The organism is Microbulbifer maximicatervae (SeqCode) (assembly GCF_052468095.1).
Genome location: NZ_CP174332.1, coordinates 1,505,063 through 1,525,286, shown reverse-complemented (window position 1 = coordinate 1,525,286; position 20,224 = coordinate 1,505,063). Strand labels below are relative to the sequence as shown.

The following is a 20,224-nucleotide window of genomic DNA, read 5'->3' as shown; positions in this document are numbered from 1 at the left end:
AGCTAATTATTATATGTTAGGGGTGATAATCCCATGGCGCATTGCCAGTGATACTGCGTGCTGACGATTGGCAGCCCCTAATTTTTTTGTAACATTGTTAAGATGAAAAAGAACAGTGCGCTCGGTAACGTTAATTATCTGAGATATTTCCCACGCTGTTTTTCCTTCGCAAGCCCAAAATAAACACTGTTTTTCTCTAGAAGTTAATTTGAATTCATGCGTTTCTGGAGACTGAAGTGTAATGAAACGCTCAAATAGATTAACACCAAAAGTATGAGCAAATGGCAGTTTGTTATTAAGTTTAATATTTCCTTGTTCACTATCATCATCAATAGCTAGGCTAAAAACTGCAAATTCACCTGTGGTTGATCTTATAGGAATACTAAGTCCATTTTTCAATCCAAAAGATTTAGCTTCTCGCATAAAAGCCTGGCTTTTTGCGTCACTAAACTGTCCTAATTGAAATAGCTGACTCCACTGAGTGGGAGCATGTTTGTTCATCATATATATCACAACAGGATCATGCCTGTGCTTCTCCTGCTCAAAATAAATATCCATCCATTGTTTTGGATAGTTAGTCAGAACATTCATATTAGGTGTATAGAGCGAGTCCTGAGAAACCATACCCATCAAGTAATATGGGATCTCAAGAAGATGACAGAACTCCTCACATGCAGTCTTAAGTTGATCAGTTGTTTTAAGGAATTCCAAATTTTGAATAATCTGTAAAAATGTCTTACTATCCATTTACCAAAAATCCATTTTTGATTAAAGTTTACGTTTATCAACAAATATAATATTAGCTATTTTGTACAACCTTACTATTCGTATATTTATTGCTAATAGAGCAACAATTTTCGTACTAATACTAAGCTAGCCAATAGTTTTTGACACTAATTTATTGGTAAATACCATGTGATAAATTGGCAGTTAAGTCAGGATTTGGTATTGAGAATGCTATCAAAAGTGTAATTCTTCTTAATAGGCTAGCTATATTAAGGTAAATTTAACTTTAGCTAAACCCAAGTAGTCTAAAAGCACAGTCATACTATTGACATCTATCTATACATGAAACCATTTGTCCTATAGAATAAATCTGTAAATAAGTTAATAATTAAAATATCCTGGTAATTGATTCTTTTTAAGCAGCTTGGGTTTAACGCAATAAAGTTTAAGATTACTATAAGAGACTTATTTACTTACAATCCATATATCCTATATGGTTATTAAAAGATATAAATCTGTCTTCCCTAATTTTCCTTCCAATAATAGGAAGCTGTAAGAAGTAACAGCTAATAAAGATTAGCTTCGCAATCTATTATTTTGCCATTGAAAGATAGGTGAAATAGAATGGCTAAAGAATTCTACCCTTCAAGAATATACAACCCTGAAAAGCTGCCGAAGAATCTATTGATCACTTTAGATAAAGCTATGCAAGCATCCAAATATTCCGGATGGGCTTGGACATTTAGTGATGAGGAACGCTTTTTATGCTCAGGTGCTGGTATGGTAGGTTATCCAATAATAGATATGTGGAAAAAGCTGCTGTCTTACCCGGAAGCAACATCGATAAATCTATCTGGAAGCACTTACAATGAATTTATTACACTTAGCGAATTACTTTCAAAATTAAAACATACATCGATACAAGAGCTGAACTTACCATTCATGAATTATCCATGGTGGGCATTTAAGGATAATCAAAGAGTCGATAGTTATATAGACGTCGATATTAATTATTATGATATTGGTGATATTTCCAATGATCTATATTTTGGGCCATTTACATTGAAAACCAAAAAACGCCCATGGATTACTTGTTTTACGACAGATACCTCAAGTGAACTAATACATGAAGTATCAGCATATGAGCATGACTTTGGATATATTCATAAGGTTGAGCAACGAGTATTAGGAAGTCATGCATTAATTCATGATAAAGAGTTCAATAGACCTATCTATAAGTGGAAATATAACGCGGCAGGAAGTGAAATTCTAACGCATCAATATAAGAATGTGGAAAGTTTGTTAAAGTTTTTCTCAAATTTAGTCGACTTAAACTTATCTACTGCTGTATTGATTGTAAATAATTCAACTTGCTTAAAGCTCATGGAGTTAGATTTAATTGATGAACTATTCATTACCAATCAATTTCTTACTAACTCTAGTAACAGAACATCCGAAACCACCAAACACTTACTAAATAAATATTCTGGATGGTCTATAAAAGACAGCCATGTATTTTCACTTGGAGTTCAAGTCGAGTTACTCAAGACGCCTTTTTAATCTAAAAAAACTTATAGTAACTATGTGAGGGGCATATGGATAGGAAAATCAACAAAAGAAAAAATATAAAAATCAAGAAGAATTTAATCATTCTTTCTTTGATCATAGTAACCATACTGATTTCCTATAAAATATATAAATCCAATATATTTTTAAATCAACAAAGAATACCTCTAGACTCTGTTACCTTGTCAAAGGTTAAATTCGGTACGTTTGAAGAAAACCTCCGTCTTAGAGGTACAGTTGAGCCAAAAAAAACTATTTTCTTGGATGCAGTTAGTGGTGGGCGAGTAGAAGAAATTCTTATTGAACAAGGGGAGTTTGTTGAAAAGGATCAGCCGTTAATAGCGCTGTCAAATAGCTCATTGCAGCTAGATGTAATTAGTAGAGAGGCTCAAATTACAGAGCAATTAAATTTCTTAAGAAACACTCAAATGACAACGGAAACCAACAAACTAAATCTGAAAAGAGATCTTATAGAGATAGAGCATAAATTAGCTGGCATTAAAAGAAGATTAAAACAAGCAAAAGTTCTCATAAAAAGTGGTGTGATTGCAAATAATGATTTATTGAACTTGGAGGATGATCTTGAATATTATGAAAATAGAAAACGTCTTACGCTCGAACGTCAAGATTCGGAAAAATTAATCCGTAAGGCCCAGATTGATCAGTTAGAAGATAGTGCGAAAAGGTTAGAGAGCAATTTAAAAATAGCGCGTGAAAACCTTAGAAATCTATTGGTTCGTGCACCCATCTCCGGTTTTTTGAGTGACTTAGATGTAGTTGTTGGTGAATCTAAATCGCAGGGAGCTCGACTGGGACAAATAGATTATCCTGACAGTTATAAACTATCCGTATTTATTGATGAGTATTACTTAAATGAAATTCAGCCGGGAATGCCTGTTAATATCTACATTAATGATAAAACTATTAAGGCAAATATAAGTAAAGTGGACAGCAAAGTAAATGACGCAAAATTCTTGGTAGAGGTAGATATGCCTGGCAATCCTGGAGACATTAAAAGCGGTCAAAGTTTAGATTTAGATATTATTCTCAGCAAGCCAGAAAAAGACTCTTTGATGCTGAGCAAAGGTGCCTTTATTAATTCTACAGGTGGCCAGTGGGTATTTGTTGTCACGCAAGATGGTGATAAGGCATATCGTCGAGAAATAAAGCTGGGAAGAAAAAACTCAGTTACATATCAAATTGCTGATGGTCTAAATAGTAATGACATTGTCATAACTTCAGGTTATGACAACTTTATCAATGCACAAGAACTTATAATTTATTAATTTAAGGGCATACAATGCTACAGTTAAAAAATATTCAAAAAAAATATTATACCGATGAAGTGGAAACTTCTGCACTGAACTCTATCTGTTTAGAGGTTAATGAGGGGGATTTTATCTCCATAATGGGGCCATCAGGGTGTGGGAAGTCAACGCTGCTTTCAATACTTGGTATGCTGGACTCTGGAGATTCGGGTAGTTATCTTTTCATGGATCTAGAGGTACTGGGATTCTCTGAAAAAGAACTTTCTTCTTTGAGGAGTAAAAATATTGGATATATTTTTCAGTCATTCAACTTGATTAACGAGCTGACTGTATCGGAAAATATTGAACTCCCTTTGATTTACAATAAAATATGCAAAAAAATTAGAAAAGAAAAAATAGAAAATATTGCTGATAAATTGAATCTTTCGCATCGGTTGAACCATTTCCCTAGACAGCTTTCCGGAGGGCAGCAACAACGTGTAGCTATTGGAAGAGCTTTAATCGTAGATCCTAAATTAATATTAGCTGACGAACCTACAGGTAATCTAGATTCGGAGAATGGTCTCGAAGTAATGAAGCTCCTATCGAATCTGAATGAAAATGGGTCAACTATTGTTATGGTTACTCACTCTGAAAGGGATGCAAGGTATGGAAATAGAACCTTACATCTTCTCGATGGAAAGATAGTGACTGATAATCATGTCTGTGGGAGTTAAAATGAAAATAAGAAATATAAGCTTGGCTCTGCGTATAATTTTAAAAAATTTGTCGCAAAGCTTCATCACCATATTAAGTTTATCGATAGGTGTGGCATCTGCAATATTGATCTGGTTGTTCGTTTCATTTCATCTCTCTTTTGATAAATTTCAACCTGAATATGAATCTAGCTTCAGGTTGCAGCAAACCTGGAAAGAAATCGGTGTGGAAGCTCCTTTGGTAAGCTCATCCTTTAACAAAGAGCTAATTAAGTTAAACGGCATACATGAAGTATTAAATCTTATAGATCTCACAAAAAATAATGAGATTTACTCATACTCTAATGGCAGAAAAATAAAGTTAAACGGTTTGTTTGCTGTAACAAGTAATGTGGAAAGTTTTATAAATCTGAAAGTATTATCCGGGGATCTAAAATTAGTATTAAATAGTCCTAAGCATGTAGCTCTTTCTGTTGATGAGGCCTATCGACTTTTCGGGCATATAGATATTCTAGGACAAAATTTGAGGGGGAGTACCAACAACTGGACAGTATCAGCAATCTTTGAAAATCTACAAGAAAATACCCACTTTGCTTTCCAAGCATTAACGTCTACAAATAAAGAAATGCTTGAAAAACCTGGGATGGGGGCAAACAATAGCTACACTTATGTTAAATTGATTAATCCAAAAAAATCAATCCCTATAGGTCGTTATATATCTAGCAAATATAATGATATTGCATACCAAGGGCGAGATACAATAAGCATTGAACTGCTAAGATTAGATAAGGTGCATTTAAATTCAAGCTCACAGTTTGAGATGAAAACAAACGGTTCAAGAATTACTATCCTTGTATGTGTCTTGCTGGGTATTTTATTGATCGGAATTTCGGTGATTAATTTTGCAAACATGAGTATTTCCCAGTTGGGAGGCCGTAGAATCGAAGTTGGTATCAGAAAGTCTCTCGGAGCAAGCAGTTTTGACTTAAGTATTCAGCTTTTAGTTGAATATATAATCATTTCCTTTGTTTCTGCAATCGTGGCACTTATACTGGTTGTCCTGCTACTTCCATGGTTGTCTAACATAACAGGTTATGGCTTAACGCTTTCAGTCGAGCATATTCTTTTGTTGCTATTTGTCTCCATTGGGGCTGGTATATTTTCAGGTTTGTATCCAATTTTATTTTTCTCCTCGTTAGATGCTAGAGATATTTTAGGGAGTAAAAACAAAGGAGCAGAAACATCAACTTTAGTTAGAAAGTCTCTTTTGTCACTACAGACTGCAATGTCAATTGGATTGATAATATCAGCCGCTACCATATTTCAACAGCTGAACCATGTGAGAAACTTACCTGTTGGATATGAACGTGATCAAAGGGTTGAAGTGGTGGGTATTCCATCTGCAGCAATTTTTAAAGATGGTGATAATTTTTTATTAAATAATTTGCGAAATTTATCTGGAGTTGAAAATGTTGGTGTTATCGATACCTCACTTGCTAGCACTACAAATACATCAGCTAAGCTAATTTGGCCGGGAGCAAATACGGACGTTCCATTTTTGCCTTTTGCTGGTTCTGGATATGGAATTGTTGAAACTCTAGGTCTGAAGTTATTAGCGGGACGAGATTTTTCTTCTGACTTTGCGGCCGACTGGTACCATAAAGACGATAAAGAAAATAAATATGCAAGCATAATTATTACAGAATCAATAGTAAGGATGGCTGGATTTCAATCCCCAGAGGGTGTAATTGGGAAAACTTGGAAGATCAATAGTGATAAGGATCAACTAAGTACATTTAATGTTAAAATTGTTGGTGTGGTCTCCGATGTCCAAGTTGGTTCATCTAAAAATAGCACCTCCCCACTATTTTTTATATGTGGCTTTAGCAGGCTATCAAAGTCCAACATAGTTATTAACCTTAATCAAGGTAAAATAAGAAATGCTATAACACCTATAAAAAATGAAATTAACAAAATAATTGATAGTGAGCTGTATGACGTGGTTTCTATTGATGAAAAATATAATAATCTGTATAAGGATGACCAAAAAGCAGCAGAATTTATTCTAGTATTCTGTGGTCTCACAATATTCCTTACCGTAATTGGAATTATTGGACTTTCGTCATATAGCGCACAATGTCGGTCAAGAGAATTTTCTATTCGTAAGGTTTTGGGGGCTTCTAAAATTGACTTAATCAATCTTCTAGCAAAAGAGTATATATGGTTAATAATAGTTGGAATTTTAATTTCTCTACCAATAACTTACTTCCCTTTAATGTACTGGTTGGCTGATTTTAATAATCGTATATATCCGGAATTTCACATATATTTGTTTGCAGGAATTTTGGTTAGTACCATAATTTGGCTGACGATAGCTTTAACAGGGCTTAAGTATATACGTCAACGTCCAGCAGATGTGCTTAATGTTGAATAGAGTCTGAGGGGGTTAGGATAATTTCTCAATATCTCTACAGACCTTGAAGGTTACGGCTGTTAGGAAAATGCACTTCGAGTGGTTTAGTCATTACTAGACTATAGCTACAGCCTTCAAGAATCGCCTATAGGGACTTATATCTGTTTTGCAATTTATTCAAAGATCTAGTCATTTCTGTGAAGTCACACGTTGATTAAGGGTCATCCTGAAAATTAGAGATATCGTGAAATTATTCAGGGGCCCCTAGTTTTTATTGGTTTGTGGATTCCGTAGTACTTGACTTCAAAATCTTATTTGTATAATGATTTCATTAACCGGCATCTTCCAAGATTCTATTAAGAGTCTATAAATTTTGCCTCAGTTCTTTATTTAGAAGCATAGGTCTCTAGCAGAGAGACCTACATTCCCTATTTTATTTGAAGTTAAATTCCGTACCTAGAAATTATAGCTTTGGCGCCTTTCTTATGCTTCGGTTTAAAATCCCGATGTATCTCCATTTTTGTCAAACCCCATCTCACTTAATAGATGTATATCTTTTCAGGATATTTTAAAGTTCTGTATTTCTACGTGAATGATTTTAAGTAATTTATACTTAAAGCTTCTGCTTTATTAAGTAATTTATTTTATCTCGGTAAGAGTTGTCTGAGCATAATTTATCGTGGTTTTGGAAGGGATAAAATCTGCCAAGTTAATCGTAAGGTGTTCGTGAGATTCTCAGGTTTACGACTGCTTTCAGTGTGAATTTCTCTCTAAATACATTCAGGTTTTATTGTGTAAATGAATATTTATATTTTAAGCGATAATCTCTTACTATTTATTAACAGGCTTAAACAGGCGGACATATCTTCGGTTTTGTTCAATACTTTATTGGTTTCAATTATATATACGCGATTGTGTTATGGTTTGCTTTTATTCTGAACCTGTCAGATCTTACACGCTCAATTCTAACAGTTATGGGGAGTTAATGTTTGCTTTAACTTTGCTTTACCTTAAAAAAACGGAAAGCAAAATGTTAAGTTTAAAAGTAATTGATAGTATTTCTAGAAATGAAAACTCAGATACTTTAACTAAAGTTTTTAAGCTTAGGCACAAATCTTTCGTTGAAAGGTTGGGTTGGGATGTTACCTCCTGCGAAGGAATGGAAGTTGATGAGTTTGATGATTTAAATGTTTCTCATATCGCTATGATAAATGAAGATGAAGATGTTGTTGGCTGCTGGCGAGCCTTGCCTACAAAAGGAAGCTATATGTTAAAAGATGTTTTTCCTCAGCTTCTTCAGGGTGAGGATGCACCTCAGCAAGATGAAGTTTGGGAGATTAGTCGTTTTACAGTAGAAAATAATTCGAGCTCTAAAGGTGCTAATATAGTTAGCTCAGCCACATTAGAAATGGTTAAATCATTTTATTATTTTGGGATAGAAAAAAACATAAAAAATTACGTTTTAGTAACTACTGTTGGCTGTGAAAGAATATTACGTTTACTTGGAGTGAAAACAAGGAGAATGGGGGCTGGGCGATCGATTAAGATTGGAGTTGAGAAATCTGTTGCGTTGTGGATTGATATGGAAAGTAGCTTTGAGGCATTGGCAGCATAATTAATTAAGATAATAATATTTGTGTGTAACGATATATGGAGTGTGGGTCTCATATTCACTATATTTGATGATTCCCTTAAGTTTAAGTCTGATATGTTTAATACTTAATTATACCAGTTGATTACTTGAATATGGTGTTTTATTTAACTCTGAAATGCATCAGTTAATCATCAGACAAAGAACGGTCAACTGAAGACAACATCTGCCTTTTCTTCTCCATAGTGATGACATATCATTACAGAAAACCACGCGAAGAGCAGCGATGCCAAATTTGGGTGTTAACGAAAAGTGATTGGAGTCAGAGAACAATCGCCCGGAGATTTTGGCTAGCTAGAGCTAGCCTAAGATCAGCAAAGACCTCATTTGAAATCGAGGTGCGAAAGGCTACCGCTATATGCAAGCTCACTGGGTAGCTGAAGAGCGGCGTAGACAGGCGAGGAAACTAATTAAGCGACTTAAGACTATTGTCTTGATGGAGAGAAAACTGAAGTTACAATTGGAACCAGAACAAGTTTCCAGCTAGCTCGACCAGGAAGAAGACTTATCGACTTGCCATAAGACTATTTACCTGCATATCTGAGCGAATAGGCAGGATGGTGGAACCTTTTACGGGAATTCACGGCGCAGGGATAGGCCCTACAACGAATGAACCAATGGAAATGGTGCATCAAAAATGTCATCAATATCAAGGAGCGCTTACAATTTATCAATGATAAATCTCGTGTCGGAGACAGGAAAATTGATATCATAATAGACAACGATCATAGCGCTGCTCTGGTTATGATTGTAAATCGTAATAGCAAATTTACTCTCTCAGTAAGTTGAGTGTAAGACAGCAAAGCTGGTTACTCAAGCTACCATTACATTAATTCAGCCATACAGGGGCTTCGTACATACTATTGCTGCTGATAATGGTAAAGAGCTTTTTCAATCCGAAAAGATTAGTGGGACTCTGGATGTAAAGTTTTTTTGTGGGTCTATATTCATCTTGAGAGGCCCTTAAATGAGAATACCAATAGCTTGTTGTGTTAACATAAGCTGACTTCAAGATTGTGAGTCAAACACATATTGAAGAAAGTTATAGATTATTTAAATAATCGTTTGAGAAGGATGTTGAGCTATAAACTTCTAAATAGCCAATGGGAGAATATTGGGCTTCCACAGCTGTCTAAAGAGAAATGTATTTCAGAGTTGAAGCAAGTATCGAGACATAGTTTATGGTATGCAAGAATGGCCTTAAAATTTATGAGATTAAATTCCTGTCATTATTATACTCTAGAGCTTTGTCGGTGTTATATTTTTAGAAACTTAAATTGATGAGACTGTCTACATTATTAACCCGGCGGTCCAATAGTTCGTTTATGCCGTATATTCAATTGCCTCATGCTTAAAATAGGAAGCTACACGGGTAGTATTTTCATGTGAGAAAGTACTTTTTTTAACTTTTTCTTGCATCGCACTGGAATCCCACTATGTACATGCCCTTTAAGGTCGCCGTTCAAATATTTATCTAATTTCAATTCAGGTGAATACGATGGTAAATGTAGCGTCCATAAAAACACCTAATTTTTTCATCTTCGGTTCATCTATAAATTTTTTAACGACTTTTGGGGTTTTGCTTATAGGCACGTATGGCGGAATTCTGAGGTGTAAAACTCAAGCATTTCAGATAATCACCGATCGTTCGAATTGGCATTTTTATGTCATATTCACGTTCGATTAGTTTCATGGCAGTCTTACGAGTCCACAGAGCGTAGTTAAGTTTGAGCTGATCCGGCTGTTCATCTACGATTTGTTTTTCAAAGTGTTTTTATTACTCTGCCGTTAGGCGGCAATTCATCCCCTTCGAGTTGATGTACATTTTAGCAACTAACGCCTTGAAACCACTCGATTTGTAAGTATTAATCCAATTTTGCACAGTTCGAATGGAAACATCCTTGTTCTTTTAACTTCTACTATGGGCGATGATTTCTACCAAAGCTTTACGGCAGTTCCGTGATTACTTCCGGAGCTGAAACGGCTAATTTCTTGCGTCAATAATCTTCATTTGGACATTATACAGAACTATAGAATTGCCGAATTAAGAAGTAGTGACTAGAGTTATAGATCCGAAAATGAAGCCAAAAGAACCATCTTTATTTTTTGATAATTTTCTGTAAATATTCATGCTAGTCCTTATCCATATAGAGAATAATAATGAAGGATTTTGTGATTATTGGTGGAGGTCATAACGGCCTGGTCTGCGCTTGTTATTTAGCAAAAGCAGGGAAAAAAGTAACGATCCTTGAACGCCGGTCTATAGTCGGGGGGGCAGCAGTAACTGAAGAGTTCTACCCAGGATTTAGAAATTCTGTAGCAAGCTACACAGTAAGTTTACTCAACCCGAAAATCATCGAAGATCTCAATCTCCGTGAACATGGCTTGGAAATCAAGTTACGGCCACAAGCTAACTTCTTTCCACTTTCAAATAGTGAAAGTCTCTCTTTCCATAAAAATATCTTGGGTACACAAGCTGAGATTGCACGTTTCTCAGAAAAGGACGCAGCTACCTTACCTGACTTTTATGCCATGCTGGAAACCGTAGCAGATATTTTGCGCGAGGAATTACTCCGCTCTCCCCCTAATGTCGGCGGTGGCTTTGTGGATTTAGTTCGTGCTGGGGGCTTTGGCTTAAGAGCGAAAAAGTTGAGTATGTCATCTCGTCGCGATGCACTTGACCTATTCACCAAGAGTGCTTCAAGTGTATTGGATGCCTGGTTTGAAAATGACCATGTCAAAGCTGCATTTGCTTTCGACTCTATAGTCGGAAATTATGCAGCTCCCAGCACTCCTGGCTCTGCCTACGTGCTGTTACACCATGTATTTGGCGAGGCTAACGGTGAGAAAGGCGCTTGGGGACATGCTATGGGCGGTATGGGCGCTATCACTCAAGCCATGCGAAAAGAAGCTGAGCGCCTTGGGGTCATCGTACAGATGCGGAAGTCAAAGAAGTTCTGGTAGACCGTAGTCGTGCCAACGGCGTACGACTTAGCAGTGGAAAAACTATTACGGCTGACAAAGTAATCGCCAATGTCGGTCCCAAGCTGCTTTACTCCCGGATGATTGACGAACAACACCTAGAGCCAGAGTTCCGCCGCCGCGTACGTGGATTCAGGGTAGGTTCCGGTACTTTCCGTATGAATGTAGCACTGTCTGAACTCCCAGACTTCATCTGTAAGCCTGGAACTCACCTACAACAGCATCATCAATCTGGGATAGTCATTGGTCCAACAATGACCTACTTGGAGCAGGCCTTTGTCGATGCAACTCAATACGGCTGGTCAACACACCCCATTGTAGAAATATTGATCCCCTCCACCATCGATCCTACTCTCGCTCCAGAAGGCAAACATGTCGCCAGCCTATTTTGCCAGCAATTCGCTCCAGAACTTCCGCAAGGAAAAAGCTGGGACGACTATCGTGACCAAGCTGAAAAAACAATTATCGATACCGTCACTAACTATGCTCCCAATTTTCGTGATGCGGTAATCGCCCAACAAATTCACTCACCGCTAGATTTAGAGCGCAAATTTGGCCTCATGGGAGGTGATATATTCCATGGTGCCCTAGGACTGGACCAACTATGGAGTAATCGCCCCTTTATGGGCTTTGCAGATTACCGCACACCGATACAGGATCTGTATCTCTGTGGCTCGGGTAGCCACCCGGGAGGCGGAGTTACTGGAGTACCTGGGCATAATGCTGCTATGGAGATTCTCAGAGATAGATAAGAGTGGCCTGCAGTATGCAGGCCCTTTATCGCTTTATTACCAATTAGCCTTGATTCCAACTAGTAGCCCTAAAGATTCTGCTATTTTAAATAGTTGGAATACCTATTTCGAACACTTCACAGATCCCTCTGATGCTACAAAATATATGAGAACCAAACAGTTATTTCCTTGGAGGATGATTGAATATCTGGTGCCCAGCGCAACAAAAACCTTTATTTTGATTATAGCCCTCTCCCATTTATAGCCATCAAGGTTCTTTACGACTTTAATGGGTATCTGCCCCCGCAGCTGATTTAGAAAATAGCACTTCTATAGTTGTTTATTTATCTTGTTGGTTCCTACACTTATGACCTCTTTACCTCCTACATAAAAATTTCATATTTAAGTAATAACCAAGATCATATGCAACCATAAGCTGAGCAAGTGATAATCTTCAGCTGTGAGAAATATTGGACAAATGACATAGACCTCACCATAAACCAATTAATTTAATGTTCGCATACAAAAAAATCTTAGCTTATTCACTCAACACCTTAATAAATATTAGCAACCACAAAACCCTCAAGACCTAAAGCAATAAATATGATTTCTAGGCAAATATTTTCTATTTTCTCTCACATGAAAACTGGCGCCGGTTATTTTCTAATTAACTATCATCGAGTTGTAAACGTGTACGAGGGTACTATATTATGCGCCCGCACATAAATTAAGTGCAAAAACAAAAATGGTTGTACCACTACTTCAAACCTATTAATTTAGAGGGATCAGATATGAACAGAAGTCATATTTTTCTTTCATTGGTAGTGCTCTCAGGGGCATCCCATGCAGCCCCCCTTTACAACTTTGTTGAGATAGACCAAACCGCAAGTTTTATAAGCGGTCATAATGTTGCAAAACAACCGGTAGTCAATGATGCCGCAGTAAGAAAAGAATATACGTTAATGGAACGCACCTCTTCTTTAAGTGCTGTTTCGGTTACTCCAGACGGTAGGCAATATACTGCAGAAGTAGATCAAGAATCCTTATCGCTATTGGAGCAAGCGATAGCAATTATTGAATCTCATGGTTTGGATTCAAGGATTTTTTCATCAAAAGGACAGGCGCCCACCATGATTCGTGGTGAGGAACAACTGCTCCCCACAGTTGTAATTGGTACCGACGATAGAGTTCAAATCACTAATACCGTGCAAAATCCTCACTGGTACAATGGCCGCATTGATGTAGGCTGTACCGGTACATTGATTACCGCAAAGCATGTGCTAACGGCAGGACACTGTGTTTCTGATGGCTCCGGCAACTGGTATAGTTCTCTTGATTTTACAGTGGCTCAATCTGGTAATTATGAGCCCTGGGGGAGTGAATCTTGGACAAATGCTGTGACTACCAGTGCTTGGCATAATAATTCAGATACGAACTATGACTATGCAATTATTGTGTTAGCGGAACCACCACACAACGGATATTCCGGATGGGGTGTCTATTCTGGCGGCACTCATAGTGTTACTGGATACCCAGGAGATAAGCCATTTGCTACTATGTGGACAGATTCCGGTAGCACGTCTTCAAGTACATACAGAGTGTGTTACACATTAGATACAGCTGGCGGTCAGAGTGGCAGCGGGATTAAAGATACGTCCAACAGTGTTCGCGGAATCCACACAACTGGATCATCCTCGCAAAACTGTGGAACGCGTATAACCAGCTCCGTCTATAACACTTTGCAGGATTGGATTGAGAATTACCCATAAAGTAAAATTACTTCACCCAAGCTTAGGATAAGGCGCCCTTGGGCGCCTTTTTTAAAAGTATGAGAACGTTAATTTCTTTAATATTTTTTCTAAGTGCATGTGGAATGATGGCAGATGATGAACCCAAATGGCAGCGAATAATGGTGAGAGGCAGCCTAAATACACCTGATCCAGTTTTACAGGAAGTACAGCGTCTGGAAGAATTAGGAAAGGTAAAAGATGTGGTTATTCTTGAGTCCTATCCATTACAGATATGGTTTAGTTCCGATTTTGAGACAGCCGAGAAGCTGAAGTCCCTGTCAAATAAATATAGTTCATCTCGCTAGTTTTCTCATTACCTACGCGCGAATGATAATTTTTTATAGGTTCGTGTTAATAGTAAAAACCCGCCACAGCAGATTACAGTTCCAAAACACCGAAATTAATCTAACGACCTTTCCTCCTTGTTATTCTAGCTCAGGTTTTTTCCGACCATAGCAGTGCTCCACCAATCAAGGAATAATGATCTTTAAACAGAAATCTACTCCTCAGCTAACAATAAGAGCATATGCAAACTCGAAATACTAACCCGAGATCGTCCGGTCAAGTGATAGTCCCTACTGGTTGCTATAGCTCTTTTAGGAGGGATAGTAGTGAAGTCGCGCAACTGACACAGGCCCAGCCACTCTCATTTCTCTGATCTCCCTTTTTACTTCTCTAGGGCTCGTTGAATCGCAGGACCAATTTGGCGCTTCCGTGATATCACTCCCTCAGCAACAACCATCTCATCGACGACATGATCTCCAAATGCCGAGATAACAACATCCTTATCTTGGTCATCACTCCAAAGCAGATAAGATCGATTTTCACGAGTGTCAACGATTGCGAAGATCAAATGATCGATACCTTTCTCTTTCTTTATCTCGCCCATAGCAGATTGCAGCTCGTATCTCCTATCAATCAACGGCTGGGCTATCAGTGTTTCAGCAACACCGATGCCAACTTCTTTTCCCCCAAATTCAAAGTCCTTATAGTCAAGTAAAATGATATCCTTAGCCGAAAAGCCACCCAAATCAGATTTTGCCATCAACATACGCTCTGCGAATTTATCGATATCATCTATACCAGCTCTCTTGGCCAGCATTTGAACATAAGCTCTGTCGTATTCAGTTGTGGTAGGTGATGTCAGGTTAACCGTATCCGAAAGAACTGCGGCCAACCCCATACACGCCAGATAAATCGGCAGTTCAATGTCAAACATGCGTGCATGGTCAGTCAAAATCGTGGCGGTCGATCCCCAGGGCCTTATCTCTATACTAATTACATTCGGAATATTAATTGGTGATCCGCCAATCGCATGATGGTCGATTATTGCTACAATCGTGTCTGGGTCAATTCCAGTTGGCAATTGTGTACTTTGATTAAAATCAACTAAGCCAACAGTTTTTTCTGAAAAATTTTCGATTATTTTTGGCTCATCAGCACCACATTGATCAATTGCAAAGCGAGTTTCAGGATTAACTTTACTGGGCGTCCCAGGCTTACCACCATAAATAAAGGCTGCTAGTAAGCTCCCGCTAACAGAATCAGTATCGGGGACTTTATGCCCGATCCAAACTAAATTCTGCCTGCTTATTAACACCTTCCTCAAATAGTCAGCAGTAGATAACTTATCGCCCTCCAGTTCTGAAGAACTGGATTCCTGCGCGTTTGATGTGACACCCACAGCTAAGCTAAGTAAAACTATGCCTCTCAAAAGCAGATTGGGAAAACCCTTTGGCTCGTGCTTACCTAATGTTGCCAGACATAAAATCAAAAATCCCATTGACATCCTCCACAGTCATCTACCGGCAGTGAAATAGAAACTTTGATAGATAGCCGGTGTTGCAACCAGCCTTCAGCCATACCATTTCCTCACTCAGCTACATATTAAGTGGATCGTAAAATTATTAATCCTTTCAAATAAACAGGTAGCAGTTCGTAATATAGACAAGGTGCAAGTATTTAACGGACGGGCCAGCTATATGCCTGCTATACCGATGCAATTTGTCGCATGCAGCTACAACTAAGCATATTCCTTCGCAAGCTTTGCCTAATAATTCAACTCTACTTTTAACTAAATACGCGCTAAGGACATCAGTTACCAATGAATATAAAGTATAAGCCGTCAGTCCTATTGACAAAGGATCAGAAACTTGCTGAACGTTAGGTAATTATGCAGATAAATATGATTGACGAAAAACCTATCATGAAACACCCAGACATCTCTTGATGCAACATCTCTGAATGACCTTCTGATCAGCAAAAGATTACATTTCTCGCTAACACGCCGCCTCTATCTAAAGTCATCTATTTTAAAAGGGCAAAAATACTCTTGTTTAAAATCTGAATTTTTACTACCGAAGCTCAGAGTTGTTGCGCTCTCTTAGCATATTCAGGCCTTCTCTTTCGGTGACTTTTGACTCATGCATAAGCTTCTACACCATGAATTGGGTGCGCTTAAACTTATCATAACTTGGCTCTCCTTGACCCTCAGCATTATAGATGAGACATCAGTACCATTTCTCAAGTTTTCTCTTGCCCATCACTTTAAAACCAACATGCTCTCCTTCTTAAATGATCAAAGTTTGAGCACCATTGGTACTGGTAGCTTGGACCTTAAAGTTTGAAGCGAATGTGGGGCCGCCTATCGGTATTTCATGGCCCTAACAACCAAATCGGAGGTGGACAGCCTTCATGACTGATGCCTGTCCAGTACTGATACCTCACTCAAATCTTTGGATGTCCTTAATAATTCTTTCTGAAAGGCGCTTAGTGTTATAATTTTCGTATTGTGATAATAACAAGGTGTAAAAATGGCAAAGTATATTTACCTGCCCGTAAACAGTGAAGAAATGCTAGAGTTTGCGGAAAATATGGCGAGCGCATGGAGTATTCCGAAGAATCATATTCTTGCCAACAAGGTGACATCCGGTATTGGTAAGTCTATGTACCGCTGGATAGATAAGTGTCTCAGTAGCCTCAAGTCTGGTGATACTCTTTATATTGTTTCTCATGGTACTGGCGCTGGTGATGGTGAGCAAATTGGTGCTCAACGCAATAACGGTAAGAATAAACAAACCAAAGTTTTCGAGAGAGGCGTAGAGTCGTGGCAGGGTGGAGAATGGAAAACCTATACCCCGACGCAACTAGCAGCTACTTTGGTTAAAGAAGGTTTACCTGGTAGTTTTGTGGACCTGCATCTCTGTGCTTGCGGGTCAGGTTATGACGGTGAGAGGCTAAGGCCCTGGGCACAGCGTTTACGTGAGGCGATGGCCACTACCCATAAAAGCCTAGAAGTTACTGGGTACCTTGGTTGGTTTGACGCTACTGGCAGCTCTGTCAAGATTAAGGTTAATACCAAGTATTATGATTTGAATGAGCGTGCAGTGACCTTTTCTTAAGAGTTATCAGCTAAAGGTTACTGTAGACATCTGCAAGGGTGTTCAAAGCTCTGTATCAGCCTAACACCTATAGGCTTTTGTATTTCTCCAGGCGATCTAGAACGCGGATCGCCTGCTGCCATAGTGCTAGATTCTAATTTTGAGTTGGGCTCGTCCAGCATCCGAGACTTTTAGTTCATAAACGTAAAGAAGCCTCTATAAACTATAGTCTTGGCGAAACACTTTCGGTCTTAACAAGCTCCAAATTAGTATATTTTGGGTGTACAGCAAAGGTGATTTTCGGCGCTTCCTCTCACTAAGCTAGCCCTACTCCAAGCACTTCATGCCACAATCGCCTTATTTCCATCCAACAACAAAGTTTTCCAGAATCTGAGCACAAACTCCAATTATTTTACACTCCTTGATTCCAAATTAGAGTAAAGATTCAACAGAAGTGATTCTTGTCGCATAACTAACTTCTCCTTTCAGTCTTTGGCTGTTCTAAATCATCTCTGCATCTGTATTTGGTAATGAGCAGGAACTGCTTAATTAAATATTCCTTATAAAAAGTTTTCTGCCCAATAGTTATTACTTGAATATTTTACGTTATCAAGAATGTGCACAAGCGCCTTAGTAGTATTTTGAGGCAAATGTGAATCGCGATGGTAGATAAAGGCTTTGTATACCCATTTTTGATTACTTTGCCGTACACCAATCACTGTAGCTCTATTTCTTTCATAGCCAAAGTAAGCGTAACCATATGAATTGTTATCATCTCCTCCTATAGATAATCTGCGTATTTTCAATTTTTTATCACTATTATTTGTTAACACAGAATTCTCTGCAACATCTCGCGTGCTAGAGGTTGGAGTTTGATACATTGACGTTCCGGCATCGAAAGCAACATGGCATACAGATTGATCAGTCATAGTGAATCGGCACCCGGAAAGCTCCATGGTTAAAAAAAGTTGACATCCGGTAAAGACTCATAAACTCTGCGATTTGTATGCGTGACTTTATTAGCTTCGTAAGGAAGCCAGTACACCCCAATTCGGTATTCATCGCACTGATCATCTTTTCCTTCTAAAGTAAATCTTTTTCCGTCATTTGTTGTTGCTTTAAAATATTTCACACCGGCTACTCGATAAGAGAACCCAGAGGTTGAGATACGAATACTTTTTATCTCACTGTTGTCTGTTTGTTTAGCTTCATTAACCCTATCCCAAAATACATCTCCAATATTGAAGAAATATCTTATTGCCTCTAGACCAGCCTTAGAATAACCTCCATGTACCTCTAAGAAAGAGGAAATTCTGTCAAGATCATAACGTGTTATATGTTCTTCCCTATTTATCCCCAAGCGAAGCGCTGCATAGTCAAGTGTGCCCTCTGGGAGTTTAAGTTGGCTGCAAATCGCATCAAGTTTCATAATCATCCTTTTTAATTGAACTTATACTTCTTTCACAGTGACTTTTAATGCTTTTAAAATCTTTCATTTAATTCTATTCAAATAACATTCAAGGTAATGCTATTTTTTTGATATCGGCATAGTGGGATACGAATTCCTTTTACCCCTCAATAGGCCAGCTATAAAAATCTAAACATTAATACAACTCTCACAAGCACAATTAGTTAAACTAACAGGAGCCGCCATAACCACCTACAAGCCTCGCTCAGTAGTCGGAATACCTATCTGCGATCAATAATTTTTTTTACTTTACCAGGTTTGTTACTTATTTCCCCAGGTTGCAAAATTTCTATAGTGATTCTTGAGGCCGCTTCGAGTCCAAGGAAAATCATACGAAGGGTTACATCTGAACTGGTGAGATTCTTATAACACTGTCGTGATAAATGATCTTTATCTCGATTATCGACAGATTCTCTTGCTTCAATTTCAAATGCCAAATGATCGTGTCCATCAACTTTTTCGATGATACAGTGGTAAAATGAGCTGAGACCCGTGACGGCAGTGATAGCTTTTTCTAGCGTAACTGGATAGACATTCCCACCATTGATTGTGAACATATTATCAATACGCCCCTTAATGGGACCCAAATAGGCTCCGGGGTGGCCGCATTCGCAAGGGCCTTTGTGCATCTCCACCAGATCATGAGTGTTATAGCGAATCAGTGGAAGGGCTTCACGTTGCAGAGCGGTTATAACTAATTCTCCAGTCGCACCATCTTCACATGGTTCTCCTGTATCAGGGTCAATAACTTCTGCATGAAAGAAGTCTTCCCACACATGTAAATTATGATGTTGGCATTCACTTGCTATCAGCCCAAGCTCAGTGTTTGCATACATATTAATCAACCTGGCGTTGAATAGCATCTCATAGTGGCTCCGAAATTCTTCAGAGAATAGTTCACCCACCATAAATATATTGCGTATATTTAAGGACGCTAGAGATATATCCTTCTCCAGACAGTGGCGTTCGAGCCTAGGTAATAAGGAAGGAAGGCAGACCATATAATCCAGCTGATACCTTTGAAGGCTCTGGAGCTGATGGCCTACCCCAAGAAATGAATCTGCAGGAATAGTGAGGCCAAATATTTCTGCTGCAGCATGACAAATCATGCCACTGGGCCAGGGACCATAAGTCATTGCGCACAAACACTTATGGGACGGCTCGACACCTGTAAATAGGAAACTGCGTGCTTGTGAGATTATTGCATTATTAATATCTTTGCGGGTATAAGGTACATGTTTGGGAGTACCAGTGCTACCCGATGTGTGGCAGTAGCGTATGATATCGTCAAAAGCCATACTCACTGTCGGCATAGGCTTTAAAAATATTTCTGAGCTTATAATCGGCAGTTGTTGTAAATCTTTATAGCTTTGAATTGCCTCTATAACAACTTTGTTTTGTTCAAGTAATTCACGATAGTAGTTAGACTTTGCAAAAGCCTCATTGAGCAGCCACCTGAGTTGATTATTTTTAAATGCTTGCTGTTCAGTTCTAGACTGACTATTTTGGTGCAAAAAATCTGCCAGTAGTTCACTATAGTTCATAAATACACTA

16 protein-coding genes are annotated in these 20,224 nt (G+C 38.3%); 10 read left to right on the top strand and 6 right to left on the bottom strand.

The annotated features are described in order from the left end of the window. Nucleotides 1-9: 9 nt before the first annotated feature. Nucleotides 10-747: a helix-turn-helix transcriptional regulator gene (locus tag ACJJIL_RS06625; protein WP_445361471.1), complete on the bottom strand. Its 738-nt coding sequence runs from the start codon at nucleotides 745-747 to the stop codon at nucleotides 10-12. A gap of 603 nt (nucleotides 748-1,350) precedes the next feature. Here ACJJIL_RS06625 and ACJJIL_RS06620 point away from each other — a divergent pair. From ACJJIL_RS06620 to ACJJIL_RS06600, 5 genes are all read left to right on the top strand, one after another. Continuing rightward, nucleotides 1,351-2,286, top strand: coding sequence for a hypothetical protein (locus ACJJIL_RS06620; RefSeq protein WP_445361470.1), 936 nt, complete (start codon nucleotides 1,351-1,353; stop codon nucleotides 2,284-2,286). A 35-nt stretch (nucleotides 2,287-2,321) separates the two neighbouring features. Beyond that, the gene (locus tag ACJJIL_RS06615; RefSeq protein WP_445361469.1) at nucleotides 2,322-3,578 is read left to right on the top strand and encodes an efflux RND transporter periplasmic adaptor subunit; all 1,257 of its coding nucleotides are present in this window, start codon (nucleotides 2,322-2,324) and stop codon (nucleotides 3,576-3,578) included. A 14-nt stretch (nucleotides 3,579-3,592) separates the two neighbouring features. Next, nucleotides 3,593-4,276: an ABC transporter ATP-binding protein gene (locus ACJJIL_RS06610; protein WP_445361468.1), complete on the top strand. Its 684-nt coding sequence runs from the start codon at nucleotides 3,593-3,595 to the stop codon at nucleotides 4,274-4,276. A gap of 1 nt (nucleotide 4,277) precedes the next feature. Then, a complete protein-coding gene (locus tag ACJJIL_RS06605; RefSeq protein WP_445361467.1) occupies nucleotides 4,278-6,689 on the top strand; it encodes an ABC transporter permease in 2,412 nt (803 codons plus the stop codon). Nucleotides 6,690-7,653: 964 nt separating this feature from the next. Then, nucleotides 7,654-8,283, top strand: a complete 630-nt coding sequence (locus ACJJIL_RS06600; protein WP_445361466.1) for an acyl-homoserine-lactone synthase — start codon at nucleotides 7,654-7,656, stop codon at nucleotides 8,281-8,283. Nucleotides 8,284-9,880: 1,597 nt separating this feature from the next. Here the strand turns inward: ACJJIL_RS06600 and ACJJIL_RS06595 are convergent. After that, nucleotides 9,881-10,033 carry a helix-turn-helix domain-containing protein gene (locus ACJJIL_RS06595; RefSeq protein WP_445361990.1) on the bottom strand — a complete coding sequence of 51 codons (153 nt, stop codon included), beginning with the start codon at nucleotides 10,031-10,033 and terminating at the stop codon, nucleotides 9,881-9,883. 446 nt (nucleotides 10,034-10,479) lie between these two features. Between ACJJIL_RS06595 and ACJJIL_RS06590 the strand changes: the two genes are divergently transcribed. The 4 genes from ACJJIL_RS06590 (at nucleotide 10,480) to ACJJIL_RS06575 (ending at nucleotide 14,127) form a co-directional block, all read left to right on the top strand. Next, entirely contained in the window at nucleotides 10,480-11,283 is an 804-nt protein-coding gene (locus tag ACJJIL_RS06590; RefSeq protein WP_445361465.1) for a phytoene desaturase family protein, read from the top strand. Between the two features lie 98 nt (nucleotides 11,284-11,381). Beyond that, nucleotides 11,382-12,053: a phytoene desaturase family protein gene (locus ACJJIL_RS06585; RefSeq protein WP_445361464.1), complete on the top strand. Its 672-nt coding sequence runs from the start codon at nucleotides 11,382-11,384 to the stop codon at nucleotides 12,051-12,053. Nucleotides 12,054-12,763: 710 nt separating this feature from the next. Further along, entirely contained in the window at nucleotides 12,764-13,801 is a 1,038-nt protein-coding gene (locus ACJJIL_RS06580; RefSeq protein ID WP_445361463.1) for a trypsin-like serine peptidase, read from the top strand. A 104-nt stretch (nucleotides 13,802-13,905) separates the two neighbouring features. Continuing rightward, nucleotides 13,906-14,127, top strand: a complete 222-nt coding sequence (locus ACJJIL_RS06575; RefSeq protein WP_445361462.1) for a hypothetical protein — start codon at nucleotides 13,906-13,908, stop codon at nucleotides 14,125-14,127. A gap of 362 nt (nucleotides 14,128-14,489) precedes the next feature. Here ACJJIL_RS06575 and ACJJIL_RS06570 read toward each other — a convergent pair whose 3' ends face one another. Then, the gene (locus tag ACJJIL_RS06570; protein WP_445361461.1) at nucleotides 14,490-15,605 is read right to left on the bottom strand and encodes a manganese-dependent inorganic pyrophosphatase; all 1,116 of its coding nucleotides are present in this window, start codon (nucleotides 15,603-15,605) and stop codon (nucleotides 14,490-14,492) included. 1,030 nt (nucleotides 15,606-16,635) lie between these two features. Here ACJJIL_RS06570 and ACJJIL_RS06565 point away from each other — a divergent pair. Beyond that, on the top strand, nucleotides 16,636-17,223 hold the full coding sequence (locus ACJJIL_RS06565) for a hypothetical protein (protein ID WP_413662643.1): 588 nt from the start codon (nucleotides 16,636-16,638) through the stop codon (nucleotides 17,221-17,223). 539 nt (nucleotides 17,224-17,762) lie between these two features. Here ACJJIL_RS06565 and ACJJIL_RS06560 read toward each other — a convergent pair. The 3 genes from ACJJIL_RS06560 to ACJJIL_RS06550 form a co-directional block, all read right to left on the bottom strand. Next, nucleotides 17,763-18,131, bottom strand: a complete 369-nt coding sequence (locus ACJJIL_RS06560) for a hypothetical protein (RefSeq protein WP_445361460.1) — start codon at nucleotides 18,129-18,131, stop codon at nucleotides 17,763-17,765. Between the two features lie 29 nt (nucleotides 18,132-18,160). Then, nucleotides 18,161-18,631 carry a hypothetical protein gene (locus tag ACJJIL_RS06555; protein WP_445361459.1) on the bottom strand — a complete coding sequence of 157 codons (471 nt, stop codon included), beginning with the start codon at nucleotides 18,629-18,631 and terminating at the stop codon, nucleotides 18,161-18,163. Nucleotides 18,632-18,891: 260 nt separating this feature from the next. Further along, entirely contained in the window at nucleotides 18,892-20,214 is a 1,323-nt protein-coding gene (locus tag ACJJIL_RS06550) for a phenylacetate--CoA ligase family protein (protein WP_445361458.1), read from the bottom strand. Between the last annotated feature and the right edge of the window lie 10 nt (nucleotides 20,215-20,224).

Excerpts from the sequence above, each read along its gene's own strand:
- ACJJIL_RS06570 (WP_445361461.1), bottom strand. The coding sequence starts at position 15,605 with ATGGGATTTTTGATTTTATGTCTGGCAACATTAGGTAAGCACGAGCCA.
- ACJJIL_RS06620 (WP_445361470.1), top strand. The coding sequence starts at position 1,351 with ATGGCTAAAGAATTCTACCCTTCAAGAATATACAACCCTGAAAAGCTG.
- ACJJIL_RS06605 (WP_445361467.1), top strand. The coding sequence starts at position 4,278 with ATGAAAATAAGAAATATAAGCTTGGCTCTGCGTATAATTTTAAAAAAT.
- ACJJIL_RS06610 (WP_445361468.1), top strand. The coding sequence starts at position 3,593 with ATGCTACAGTTAAAAAATATTCAAAAAAAATATTATACCGATGAAGTG.
- ACJJIL_RS06590 (WP_445361465.1), top strand. The coding sequence starts at position 10,480 with ATGAAGGATTTTGTGATTATTGGTGGAGGTCATAACGGCCTGGTCTGC.
- ACJJIL_RS06600 (WP_445361466.1), top strand. The coding sequence starts at position 7,654 with ATGTTTGCTTTAACTTTGCTTTACCTTAAAAAAACGGAAAGCAAAATG.
- ACJJIL_RS06565 (WP_413662643.1), top strand. The coding sequence starts at position 16,636 with ATGGCAAAGTATATTTACCTGCCCGTAAACAGTGAAGAAATGCTAGAG.
- ACJJIL_RS06555 (WP_445361459.1), bottom strand. The coding sequence starts at position 18,631 with ATGAAACTTGATGCGATTTGCAGCCAACTTAAACTCCCAGAGGGCACA.
- ACJJIL_RS06575 (WP_445361462.1), top strand. The coding sequence starts at position 13,906 with ATGATGGCAGATGATGAACCCAAATGGCAGCGAATAATGGTGAGAGGC.
- ACJJIL_RS06615 (WP_445361469.1), top strand. The coding sequence starts at position 2,322 with ATGGATAGGAAAATCAACAAAAGAAAAAATATAAAAATCAAGAAGAAT.
- ACJJIL_RS06625 (WP_445361471.1), bottom strand. The coding sequence starts at position 747 with ATGGATAGTAAGACATTTTTACAGATTATTCAAAATTTGGAATTCCTT.
- ACJJIL_RS06550 (WP_445361458.1), bottom strand. The coding sequence starts at position 20,214 with ATGAACTATAGTGAACTACTGGCAGATTTTTTGCACCAAAATAGTCAG.
- ACJJIL_RS06585 (WP_445361464.1), top strand. The coding sequence starts at position 11,382 with ATGATTGACGAACAACACCTAGAGCCAGAGTTCCGCCGCCGCGTACGT.
- ACJJIL_RS06560 (WP_445361460.1), bottom strand. The coding sequence starts at position 18,131 with ATGACTGATCAATCTGTATGCCATGTTGCTTTCGATGCCGGAACGTCA.